Here is an 11,947-nt window from a genome sequence, read left to right on the forward strand (position 1 = left end):
AGAGTTGAGGGACAATGGCAAACGGCTAATACTTCCTAAAAAGAGAAAAAGAAAGCCTTACCCCAGAGCTGTGCTAAAAAAAGCGCAGAAATACCCCTCACGCTTTAGAGATAAAAATGCCACTCGCTCTTAAGCGAGTGGCATTAAGCTTAAAGCTCCCGTTTTTCAACATTCAACGTCAATAATAACGCTGGTTGCCTTATAGCGCTTGGTTTGCATCAACCAAAGTGCCAACTTTAATCTCAGAGCATTTTGCTCGTTCAGTTAGCCACTGCTCTACCGCTGTACGGTCATCTTCTGTTGCTGAATTGTAACGCCCCTCAGGAACGACAAAACCGTCAAATGATGTCAGGTCAGCACCGCCGCCCATGATCAAGTCACGCTTTTCAAGAAATGCCATGAAATCATCGATCAATTGATCAAATTCTGATTCTTGTTGCATTTCAAGACGACAAGAAAATTCGAAACCAAGAACGGTAAATTCACCCGTATATAATTTCTTTCTTAATCTTCTAGTTCTGTTCTGTGCCATGATTACCTCCTACATTGGTATCTCTTCAAAATACTGGCTTGGCGCTAGAACAACAAGTGTTTTGATGCTTGTTTAACAATTTATTACATGCAACGGCTTGAGTGTTAATCATTCATTAACCCTATAGCTCCATCTGACTATTCTATGCTCTACACCTAAGTAATCTGAGATGACTTTGTACACAAAGCAAAACGCCCTCTCAAAAGAGAAGGCGCTTATCATTCACAGCGAGATACTTGAAAATACAACTTTAACTATGAGCTATATACACAGGAGGATTATGCTCGAGCACACATCCGATAAAGACAATTTTCACCCTCAGGGCGAGTCTTAAATCGGCGATGCAACCACATATACTGTTCAGGGCAAGCCAAAATCGAAGTTTCAACAATCTTATTAATAAACACAGCCGCTTGCTCGGGTTCATTTTTTGGAAACCCTTCAACTGGAGCATGAAGCGTCAATGTGTAATGATTATTCGAGTCACGAACCATTGTAAACGGAACAATTGCACAATCAGTCGCATCAACTAACAAGCTTGTACCTGTTGTCGTGCAAGCTTTATCTACCGCAAACAACGGCGCAAAAGCACTGCGACGTAATCCATAATCATGATCTGGTGCATACCAAACTCGCTCGCCAGTTTTTAACGAATGCAGCATACTTTTCACGTCTTTACGATCAATCAAAGTGCGATTCGAACGTGAACGACCTTTATATTGGAAATAGTCATAACACGGGTTGCTGTTTGGTCGATAAACGCCCATTCCCGATTTTTTGATACCAAATGCACGTGCACCTAACTCTAGATTCATTGAATGAACCGCTAACATCAGTGCACCTCGGCCTGATTTCTCTAGCTCTTCTAGGTGCTCCATGCCTTTGATCGTGACGTGTTTATTGACACGCTCATCAGACCAAAACCAAGCCATTGCGGTTTCAAACAAAGCGATGCCCGTATTATCGATATTTTCGATGGCAATCGCTTCACGCTCCACTTCACTCATTAATGGGAAACAAAGCTCTAGATTACGGCGAATCGTCACTTGACGCTTTTTCATGAATTTAAGTGCTAGACGACCAACTCTTCGGCCAAGAAACGTCTGTACCGTTAAAGGGAGCAAGCTTAGTGAATACATTAAGCCAACTAATAATAATGTTCCCCAGTAACGCGGGGATAAAAATGCCAATTTAAATGTTGGCTGAGTAAATTTAGTCATGAAGTTTACAGCCGCATGCGCGACACAATTGGGTTATTTTAAGAACAATGATGATTGGGTTGAACTTTTATCATTGATTGGGTCGATAAATAAACGGGAAAGCGCGCGGATTGTATGGATATTGGGCAGATAGCACAAGAAAAACATTGTGCTATTGACTTTATATTTTTTAATTCAATATTTTCAAATAGTTAAACATTGTTTTATTGGTTAATTTTCGTTCTCTTCCAGTCGTCGAATTAATTTCGCTGGTGTACCACCGTAAAGACAATCAGGCAGTAGATCTTTTGTGACCACTGAATTAGCCGCAATAACTGAACGAGCCCTAATCGTGACACCTTGGTTAATCACCACATTACCCCCGATCCAAACATCATCTTCAATTACGATCGGTTTGCAAAATGTTTCCCAGCGACGACGACTGCGATAATCCAAAGAATGCCCTGCGGTATAGAATTGCGCATTAGGCCCAATCAATACATGATCACCGATGGTAATGTCAGCACCATCGAGCATAGTCGCATTCATATTAATGAATGTATTATCACCCACAGAAACGGTCTGACCAAATTCGCAAGAAAATGGGGTACGAATAATGCTGTTGTTACCGAACTTTTTCATCAATTGGCACAGAATTTCCGTACGCGCTACATCATCAATAGTTGTATTGAGTTTGCTCAATAGCTCCGCTGCTCTATCACGAATCAGATTCAAGTCCTCATCGGCCCCATTGAAATTTTCACCGGAATTCATTTTCTCAAACTCAGTCACTTTATCTCCTACAACATGAGTTAGTTAACTACCGCCCGAATCATACCGACAAATAACACTATTTTCTTTTAATATCGGCGCTTTACTCCCCAATAAGTGACAAGCCCATGATAGAACCGGTTTAATCTCTAATAGCACATACCCGTTGCTTCGATGTTAGGGAGATTATCGGTCCATAACAAAGTGGGACTGATAGTATTTTGGGGTAACTGTGAGCACTTTTTTAAAGTGACGTTGAAAATGAGCTTGATCCGAAAAGCCAAGTTGGTGAGCAATGTCTGAAATACCTTGCCCTCTTTTTAGCATTACTTTTGCTCGTTTAATTTTTTCATCCATCACATAAGCGTGGGGCGTCATACCGAAATGACGCTTAAACATGCGCAGCAATTGGTAACGGCTTAAACCGACTTCTGTCGCCAAAGTTTCCAATTGATGAGAAGCATCTATTTCATCCAATAGCTTGTCTCTCACTCGGCTTAAAGGCGCTAGCACATTTTCATTGGTATCAAATGAAACCGAGCCGAGAGTTGTCTCAACGAAAGCAAATAGATGATTCTGGGTTTGTAACAGGTCACGTTCTTGCCTCAAGCTCATGAACAGAGATTGAAATTGTTGTTTTATTAAGCTGTGGCGTTCTAAATCGCCTACAAATGGCAAATAATCAAAAGAGCTACTTTGACCTCGACTGTGTAAAACCTCTTGTTGAAGTTCGCCCATTTTAAGAGTGTCGACAAACAACATATTATAAGACCAACTCCCAAGATTGGGATTACACGAATGCACATCTGAGGGATTAATCGTCACCACGTCGCCGCGCCCAATTCGATGACTGACGCCGCGATTGTAATAATTTGCGGTTCCTTGATTAATAATGCCAAATGAGAATTCATCATGAGAATGCGCTTCATAACAGGCAGAACTTTGTGTCGCGACTCTTAGTTCTATCCATGGAACTAAGGTACTCTGTTTAAAATTGGCACTACTATCTGCTTTCATCCTTGCCCTCGAAAAACCAATCCCTTGCGTTGTACCTATACTTGCGTTGTACCTATAATAGGCGGTTACAACCAGATCAAGCCAACAGATGCCACCAGCAACGCCGCCATGATTCTATTAAACTGACGTTGCTTGCGATGATTTTCAAGAAATTTTGCTAATACTCGCCCAATAATCGCCCAGACTCCGACACCGATCAGACAAAGTATTAAAGAAACTAGGGTAAATAACACCAGCGCATTGAATTCGTTATCTTGTCCAATCACATACAAACTCACTCCCGACATCGCAACAAGCCAAGCTTTAGGGTTTAAAATCTGAGTTAGGCCACCAGTCCACCAGCCAGAGCGTCCGAACCCCGTACTTTGTAATGACGTTACTGGCGCTGTAAAAATTTTAAACGCTAAATAGATAAGAAACGCACTACCCAATGATTGCATTACAAGCTCGAGTTTAGGCAACCACGTGGTTAAGTTATGCAAAATACTGCCAGATAAAAACACCACGAATGCATAGGCAACTGAAGCACCCACCACATGCTTACTTGCTTCACGTATCCCATGATTGACCGCCGTACTGGTTGCCAATAAGTTCACAGGCCCCGGAGTTACCGACCCTACAAATGCAAATACCACCATCGCAAACAACAAACTATTCATTCAAATACTCCTTTCGAATCACGAGAGTATCGCAATTAAGTGCGAACTTATTGAATGATATTGCAGCGGCCTCATTAAGTAGAACAACGAATAAAAATGATGCTTCAGCAACAAACTTAAATATGTAATAGCGGGACATGAAGAAGAAAAACCTTACTCTTCTGCGGTGGTTTCGCACCCTTTAGCGCGTTACACTGAATTCTTACGCCTTAAACGCTCATACCTCAAAAGGACATTATCATGATTGAACAAGGTCAACACCTACCTAGTGGCACCCTAAGTGAACTCACTAACGATGGCATGAAAAACCACGATGTCACTGAATTATTTGCCCATAAAAAAGTCATTCTGTTTGCTGTTCCTGGGGCATTCACACCGACCTGCTCTGAAGCTCACCTACCCGGCTACGTCGTGCTTGCCGATCAACTGAAAGCAAAAGGCGTAGATCTTATTGCCTGTGTTTCGGTGAATGATGCTTTTGTTATGCAAGCATGGGGAGAGGCGCAAAATGCTTCAGAAATTTTAATGCTTGGCGATGGTGATGCGAGCTTTACTAAAGCTCTCGGACTGGAAATGGATACCGCTGGATTTGGTGGGGTTCGCTCTCAACGTTACGCGATGATCATCGACAATGGCGTAGTAACCACATTAAACGTGGAACCGCCAAAATCTTTCGAAATCAGTAGCGCTGAAACCATCTTAGCGCAGCTTTAAGTCGCGACTTCGTTCTCTGATTATCAGCAAGCCGCCCTATTCATATTCCGTGCTTTTACTTGCGTGCTTATAACCTAAACACGCTCGACTAAAACACATATTACCCGAATAAGGCGGCTTTATGTTTAACTCATATTTGGAACTGTTAGCGAGATTTAGAGAGCTTTATCTCATGATTTCGCATTAAACATCGGTTGATCGCGCTTATCTTTGTCAGACCAGAAATTAATATTAAATTGCGCGTCATCACTCATTTCAATACGGTGCCAATACTCTGGAGGACTAGTAGCAAACTGTCCTGCATTAATAACAACCTTAAGCTCTGGTTCGGTGGCTTGCTCATTAGCAAAACCGTAATAAGTCACTTCACCTTCCATCACACAAAGCTGACCAAAAACGCCCTCTGCTGTATTGTGATGAGAAAGTAATGCTGCTGGTACATTCTCTTTTGTAAAAAATGGCGTTGAACGTTGAATTGTCCAATTCGCTGGAATTCTTAAATGACTCATTCTCTTTACCTCTATTCTTCTCAAGCTAGTTCTCACACTGATTTTCGTGTCACTTGAGGTACTACCAATAATTTTCACTACTAAAATGGCCCGCCTCACGGCGCAAGTTGCTTCGAAATCCTCTTTGCTTCAAGACTTCACGTGTTTCTTTAACCATGTTCGGATTACCACAAAGATAGAGGAAACTTTCTGCGTGACTGAGTGTGATACCTGTGACTTTTTCGAGCTCTCCTGACTCAAGTAACATTGGTATTCTTCCACGCAAAGTTCCGGTAACCGATTCTCTAGATACAATTGGCACATAATGAAATTTCTCCCCATAACGTTGCTTGAATTGCTCGATTTTTTCTTGATAAACCAATTCAGACTCAAAGCGGACGGCATGAACGAGCACTAAATTATTATTCGGCAATGAAACGCTAGATTCGTCTAATAATGATAAAAATGGACCGATACCGGTACCCGTGCTCAACAGCCATAAATCCGTCGCTGTTTTAGGGATTTCCGAAAGCGTCATAAACCCAGAACTGTAAGTCGATACTGCAACCTCATCATTTACAACTAACCGTTGCAGCATTGGAGATAACTGCCCCGCTGAATCTGTAATGATAAGAAATTCAGCCTCATTGGTGTGCTTGTAGTCGTCTGGGTGGTTAACCAGTGAATACGCTCTACGAACCCATTCACCATCCACATTTCTCAACGCTAATTTAGTAAATTGCCCCGCTTCAAACGACAACGAATGAACTCTAATACGCAGTGAAAACAAGTTATCAGTCCAATCTGTACGAGCAACCACTTGGCCTGTAACAAATCCGTCTGGATAGGTTTCTGAGTTTCTATTCATAATCACCTCTCTTTTTATTCGAGTCTTCATTCGTCCGTTCTTTCATCCGTTTAAAGTCTCGTTCGAACATTAAACTGCATTATTAGTGCCAATATTTTTAGTTGTTAATTTTCATAAACTTAGCAAAAACCAACTATGAAATTGTCTTTTTAACCATTGTCACAACGACAAATAAATTATCAATCCGACAAACCTGAATTTCAAAAAGTTGTATCTAGATAGCTATCATCTCACCACTGTGCCCTCGTTTATCCTAACCAAAATGAGAACAAACATTGTAAATATAGCAATGCCGTTCAAATCGCCGAACATTTATGATGAAAGGCTGAATAGCTGGCAAACTAGATACTAAGCTTAGTGCCAAATCACATAGATACAGGACCGCTCAATCTAAAACCCGCACAGATCTAGAAACCGCTAAATTTAAACGGCTAAGTAAAAGCGCCTAAACTGAAAGTGTCTAAGCAAAGTATCTGAGCGAAGTACCTGAGCTTCAAACCTAAGCTAACACTAAGACAAGAATCGCTATCTGCTAGTGACGCTCAAATAATTAATACAACAATAAATTTTTAATTTTGAAGAGGAGCAAATTATGCTTAACATTGCTTTTTTTAGTACCAAGTCTTACGACGAGGTCTCTTTCAACAAAGCACTCACCAACCCCAACTACACTCTTCATTTCTTCGATTCTCGCTTAACGCTGAAAACCGCTCAGCTCGCTGCAGGTTGCGATGTAATATGTACATTTGTTAACGATGATTTATCACGCCCTGTATTAGAAGTGTTAGCCGAGCTAGGGGTCAAAATGATTGCCTTGCGCTGCGCAGGTTTCAATAATGTCGATCTCGACGCAGCGAAAGCACTTAATATTCAACTCGCTCGCGTTCCTGCCTATTCACCAGAGGCGGTAGCTGAGCATGCTGTTGGATTAATGATGACGCTCAACCGTCGTTTTCATAAAGCCTATCAACGAACAAGAGAGGCGAATTTTTCATTAGATGGATTGGTCGGCTTTAACTTCTATGGGAAAACAGCTGGCGTCATTGGTTCAGGAAAAATTGGCTTGGCGACCATGCGGATCCTAAGAGGATTAGGAATGCGAGTACTTTGCTACGATCCATACCCAAATGATATTGCCATCACTTTGGGCGCTGAGTATTGCGACCTTGAAACACTATTTAAACAATCGGATGTAATTTCACTTCACTGCCCAATGACGGAAGAGAACTACCATCTGCTAAATGCCCAAGCATTCGCCCAAATGAAAGATGGTGTCATGATCATCAATACCAGTCGCGGTGAACTATTAGATTCAGTCGCCGCAATTGAAGCTTTAAAGCAGGGAAAAATTGGGTCATTAGGTCTAGATGTCTATGACAACGAACGGGATTTATTCTTCCAAGATAAATCTAACGATGTGATTGTTGATGACGTTTTCCGCCGACTTTCATCCTGCCATAACGTTATTTTCACCGGACACCAAGCGTTTTTGACTAATGAGGCGCTGCACAATATCGCACAAACAACATTGGGCAATATTTCAGATTTCCAACACAATACAACCAGCGCTAATTTCTTATAGCGTTTTATTTTTATAATGCTTTAGTGCAGGCTCACAACATACGACTCATTGATGCCAACTCAAGTTTACGACAGGGTTGGCACCAGTGTTTCAGCCTTTCTTCTGTTTATTGCTTGAGAACTTATGCAGCTAGCCCCCTCAAACCAATTCGTCGTTCACTAAATAACAAACCTATTAATAAACCTATTAAAAAATATCAGATCGACACGCCCACTAGACGACTGGTCTAATGATCGTTATAGTATTGTTTATGAATACGAAATCAATCACAAATCTTTCCCATAAAACCAACGACACACGTCAGCACATATTGAATGTGGGCTACGAGTTGATTGTTGCAAAGGGCTTCACGAGCGTCGGGTTATCTGAGTTACTCAAAGTTGCCGATGTACCAAAGGGATCTTTTTATCACTATTTCAAGTCCAAAGAGGAGTTTGGCGAAGCGCTGATAAAGAGCTATTTCGCTCAATATATTGAAAAAGTTACGGCGCTATTTATTCATGGCGATAACACTGGTTATGAACGCGTTATCCACTATTTTGAATTGTGGACGCAAGAAGAAAACGGCCAGTGTAATGCCAACAAGTGCCTTGTTGTGAAATTGAGCGCTGAAGTCGCTGATCTATCTGACAGTATGAGAAATGTACTTGCCGAGGGTGCCGCGCAGATTATTCAAGTCATTCAGTCTGGAATCGAGATCGGAATTCGTGATGGCTCAATTAATGTTTCCGATGCGCACCAAACAGCACAACAACTCTATCAGCAATGGATTGGCGCAAGTTTACTCAATAAATTATATCAAGATCGTGCGAGTTTAAAGCTTTGCCTTGCGACTACCAGAACATTATTAAAACCCCAACACGATTGACCTCACAGCCATCACTTTGTTTAAATTGATGGAACAGAATAACCAAAATCCCCGCCTAAACTATCCCCCCTAAACACAGGCGGGATTTTTGGGGAACAACACTAGACGACTGGTCTATTTTATTCATAAGCTATGATGACCTAACAGTAAATCGACACAACTTAAAACATAAGCTTTTAAAACACGAACGCTAAAGCATAGACAAAGAAAGGAACACACTATGACTGAATCCATTAACCGCCAAATTGTACTTGCTTCTCGCCCAACGGGTGCACCTATCGCTGATAATTTTCGCCTAGAAAACACAGCCAAACCTCAACCGAAACAAGGTGAACTTTTACTTCGTAGTGTTTACTTATCGCTTGACCCATACATGCGTGGGCGAATGAACGACGCAAAATCCTATGCAGATCCGGTCGCCTTGGATGAAGTCATGGTGGGAGGTACGGTGTGCCAGGTCGAAACATCATTGCACTCCGATTTTCAAGCCGGCGAATGGGTTCTTGCTTATAGTGGCTGGCAAGACTATGCCATTTCTAATGGTGAGGGCTTAATTAAACTAGGCGCTAATCCTCCTTTCCCCTCTTATGCACTCGGCGTGATGGGAATGCCTGGATTTACTGCTTATATGGGATTACTCGATATTGGTCAGCCAAAACCGGGAGATACCTTGGTTGTCGCCGCAGCGACGGGCGCTGTGGGATCAATGGTGGGCCAGATTGGTAAACTAAAAGGATGCCACGTCATCGGCATTGCCGGCGGTGCAGAAAAGTGCCAATACGCTAAAGAAGTTTTAGGGTTTGATGAGTGTATCGATCACAAGGCAACAGATTTTAGCCAACAGCTCGACGCTGCGTGTAGCAAGGGTATTGATATCTACTTTGAAAATGTGGGCGGAAAAGTATTTGACGCAGTGCTACCGCTATTAAATACCGGCGCGCGCATTCCGCTATGTGGTCTAATTTCTCAATACAATGCAACGGCGCTACCGGATGGCCCTGATCGCTTATCTCTTTTAATGGGTCAACTGTTGATTAAGCGCATTAAGATGCAAGGCTTTATCATTTTTGATGACTATGCGCATCGCTACGACGAATTTGCTCATGATATGACTCAATGGTTAAGTGATGGAAAAATTCACTATCGTGAGCATTTAGTACAAGGTTTGGAAAATGCGCCACAAGCGTTTATCGGACTACTTGATGGTAAAAACTTCGGCAAGTTGGTGATTCAAACCAACCAAGCGATTTAAACTAAACGCCCTACATGAACACAATGTGGGGCGTATCTTCACTTAAACAATTTCTCGTCAAATTCCAATATCCATCACCTATCTTTATTCACACTATCAATAATTTTTATCGAATAAAACCAAGGATTTAACAATTTATTAAACCATTGGTGAACTCTATCAGATTAATAACTACAACCGATTGTCATCACTATAAAAACAGGTCTATTCTCTTTGCAAATGATGAGAAAGCACAAAAAATAATCCATTCTTTTTGTCGAATCCCAACCTTGGAAGGAAAGTAAGATGAGTAAAAAATTAACCACAGCAGCAGGCTGCCCTGTCGCTCATAACCAAAATGTGATGACAGCAGGACCACGTGGCCCACAACTGTTACAAGATGTCTGGTTTCTCGAAAAATTAGCTCATTTCGATCGCGAAGTGATCCCAGAGCGTCGTATGCACGCAAAAGGTTCTGGTGCTTACGGTTCCTTTACTGTTACTCATGATATTACGCAATACACTCGCGCAAAAATCTTTTCTGAGGTGGGTAAAAAAACCGACCTATTCGCTCGCTTTACCACGGTAGCTGGTGAACGTGGTGCCGCTGATGCTGAACGTGATATTCGTGGCTTTGCACTAAAATTCTATACTGAAGAAGGTAACTGGGATTTGGTTGGTAACAACACGCCAGTATTCTTCTTGCGTGATCCGCTTAAATTCCCGGATCTTAACCACGCAGTTAAACGCGACCCTCGCACCAACATGCGTAGTGGCGTTAACAACTGGGATTTCTGGACGTCTCTTCCAGAAGCATTCCACCAAGTCACTATCGTAATGAGTGATCGTGGTATTCCTGCGTCTTACCGTCACATGCATGGTTTTGGTAGCCATACTTTCAGCTTTATTAATGCTGACAATGAGCGTTACTGGGTAAAATTCCACTTTAAAACTCAGCAAGGCATTAAAAACCTAACTGACCAAGAAGCAGAAAGCATTGTTGGTAAAGATCGTGAAAGTCACCACCGTGACCTATATGAAGCGATTGAACGTCAAGACTTCCCTAAATGGAAGATGTACGTACAGATCATGCCTGAACTTGAAGCGGATGAAGTGAACTTCAATCCATTTGACTTAACTAAAGTATGGTCTCAAAAAGATTACCCATTGATCCCTGTTGGTGAGTTTGAACTAAACCGCAACCCTGAGAACTTCTTTGCTGAAGTTGAGCAATCAGCGTTTAACCCGGCAGCTGTCGTTCCTGGTATCAGCTTCTCACCAGACAAAATGCTACAAGGTCGTTTATTTGCTTACGGCGATGCACAGCGTTACCGTCTAGGTGTTAACCATCACCAAATTCCTGTGAATGCACCTCGTTGTCCTGTTCACAGCTACCACCGCGATGGCGCAATGCGTGTTGATAATAACTTTGGTTCAACTATCGGTTATGAGCCAAACTACAAACAAGAGTGGGCAGAGCAACCTGATTATTCTGAGCCACCACTACGCATTGATGGCAATGCCGCTCATTTTGACCATCGTGCAGATGAAGATTACTTTAGCCAAGCAGGTGATCTATTCCGTCTAATGACTGAAGCACAACGCCAAATTCTTATTGAGAATACTGTACGTGCAATGGATGGTGTGCCTGAATTTATCAAAGAGCGTCACATTAAACATGCATTCCTAGCTGATGAAGCTTACGGTTCAGGTTTAGCAACTGCGCTTAATATGGTGAAAGAACCCGCTTAAACCACGTTGATCTTGGTCGTGACTTGTCGCGACCATAACGTGCTAAGCAATAATGCATTAAGCAGTAAATTCTTAAGAAATTATTGCTTAACGAATTAGACAAAAAGCCACTCCATGAGTTAATGCTGATCGTTTTAAATAATTGAACGATCCTGAGCAGGGTTCATAATCGGTCTCAACATAGTTGAGGCCGATTTTTTTATGTCTGAGTTTTCTAAAGAGTTACAGATTACCGCTGAGTTTTGCCAAGAACATCATCTCAATGC

Annotated in this window: 12 protein-coding genes; 5 read left to right on the plus strand and 7 right to left on the minus strand. The window is 41.9% G+C overall.

All coding sequences use genetic code 11. The annotated features are described in order from the left end of the window. Positions 1-199: 199 nt before the first annotated feature. The 5 genes from DZ860_RS23115 to DZ860_RS23135 form a co-directional block, all read right to left on the minus strand. Positions 200-532, minus strand: coding sequence for a YggL 50S ribosome-binding family protein (locus DZ860_RS23115; RefSeq protein ID WP_120035640.1), 333 nt, complete (start codon positions 530-532; stop codon positions 200-202). Between the two features lie 278 nt (positions 533-810). Continuing rightward, positions 811-1,752 (minus strand): LpxL/LpxP family Kdo(2)-lipid IV(A) lauroyl/palmitoleoyl acyltransferase, encoded by a 942-nt coding sequence (locus DZ860_RS23120; protein ID WP_120035642.1) that lies wholly within the window; start codon positions 1,750-1,752, stop codon positions 811-813. Between the two features lie 210 nt (positions 1,753-1,962). Beyond that, entirely contained in the window at positions 1,963-2,523 is a 561-nt protein-coding gene (locus tag DZ860_RS23125) for a sugar O-acetyltransferase (RefSeq protein ID WP_120035644.1), read from the minus strand. A 165-nt stretch (positions 2,524-2,688) separates the two neighbouring features. After that, positions 2,689-3,519: a helix-turn-helix domain-containing protein gene (locus tag DZ860_RS23130; RefSeq protein WP_120035646.1), complete on the minus strand. Its 831-nt coding sequence runs from the start codon at positions 3,517-3,519 to the stop codon at positions 2,689-2,691. Positions 3,520-3,584: 65 nt separating this feature from the next. Next, positions 3,585-4,178, minus strand: coding sequence for a LysE family translocator (locus DZ860_RS23135; RefSeq protein WP_120035648.1), 594 nt, complete (start codon positions 4,176-4,178; stop codon positions 3,585-3,587). Between the two features lie 240 nt (positions 4,179-4,418). On the opposite strand from DZ860_RS23135, the gene DZ860_RS23140 reads away from it, so the two are divergent. Beyond that, positions 4,419-4,892 (plus strand): peroxiredoxin, encoded by a 474-nt coding sequence (locus DZ860_RS23140; RefSeq protein WP_120035650.1) that lies wholly within the window; start codon positions 4,419-4,421, stop codon positions 4,890-4,892. Positions 4,893-5,062: 170 nt separating this feature from the next. Here DZ860_RS23140 and DZ860_RS23145 read toward each other — a convergent pair whose 3' ends face one another. Both DZ860_RS23145 and DZ860_RS23150 read right to left on the minus strand, forming a co-directional pair. Beyond that, positions 5,063-5,401 (minus strand): TehB family protein, encoded by a 339-nt coding sequence (locus DZ860_RS23145; RefSeq protein WP_120035652.1) that lies wholly within the window; start codon positions 5,399-5,401, stop codon positions 5,063-5,065. Positions 5,402-5,462: 61 nt separating this feature from the next. Further along, positions 5,463-6,248, minus strand: a complete 786-nt coding sequence (locus DZ860_RS23150; RefSeq protein ID WP_120035654.1) for a ferredoxin--NADP reductase — start codon at positions 6,246-6,248, stop codon at positions 5,463-5,465. 592 nt (positions 6,249-6,840) lie between these two features. On the opposite strand from DZ860_RS23150, the gene DZ860_RS23155 reads away from it, so the two are divergent. The 4 genes from DZ860_RS23155 to katE2 all read left to right on the plus strand — a co-directional run bounded on the left by DZ860_RS23155 (position 6,841) and on the right by katE2 (position 11,681). Next, positions 6,841-7,830 carry a 2-hydroxyacid dehydrogenase gene (locus DZ860_RS23155; protein ID WP_120035656.1) on the plus strand — a complete coding sequence of 330 codons (990 nt, stop codon included), beginning with the start codon at positions 6,841-6,843 and terminating at the stop codon, positions 7,828-7,830. 250 nt (positions 7,831-8,080) lie between these two features. Further along, positions 8,081-8,698 (plus strand): TetR/AcrR family transcriptional regulator, encoded by a 618-nt coding sequence (locus tag DZ860_RS23160; RefSeq protein ID WP_120035658.1) that lies wholly within the window; start codon positions 8,081-8,083, stop codon positions 8,696-8,698. Positions 8,699-8,918: 220 nt separating this feature from the next. Then, complete coding sequence (curA, locus tag DZ860_RS23165; RefSeq protein WP_120035659.1) at positions 8,919-9,950, plus strand: NADPH-dependent curcumin/dihydrocurcumin reductase; 1,032 nt, start codon at positions 8,919-8,921, stop codon at positions 9,948-9,950. A gap of 285 nt (positions 9,951-10,235) precedes the next feature. After that, on the plus strand, positions 10,236-11,681 hold the full coding sequence (katE2, locus tag DZ860_RS23170; protein ID WP_120035661.1) for a catalase KatE2: 1,446 nt from the start codon (positions 10,236-10,238) through the stop codon (positions 11,679-11,681). Positions 11,682-11,947 lie beyond the last annotated feature (266 nt).

It is taken from the genome of Vibrio sinensis, assembly GCF_003605645.1.
GTDB classification, from domain to species: Bacteria; Pseudomonadota; Gammaproteobacteria; order Enterobacterales; family Vibrionaceae; genus Vibrio; species Vibrio sinensis.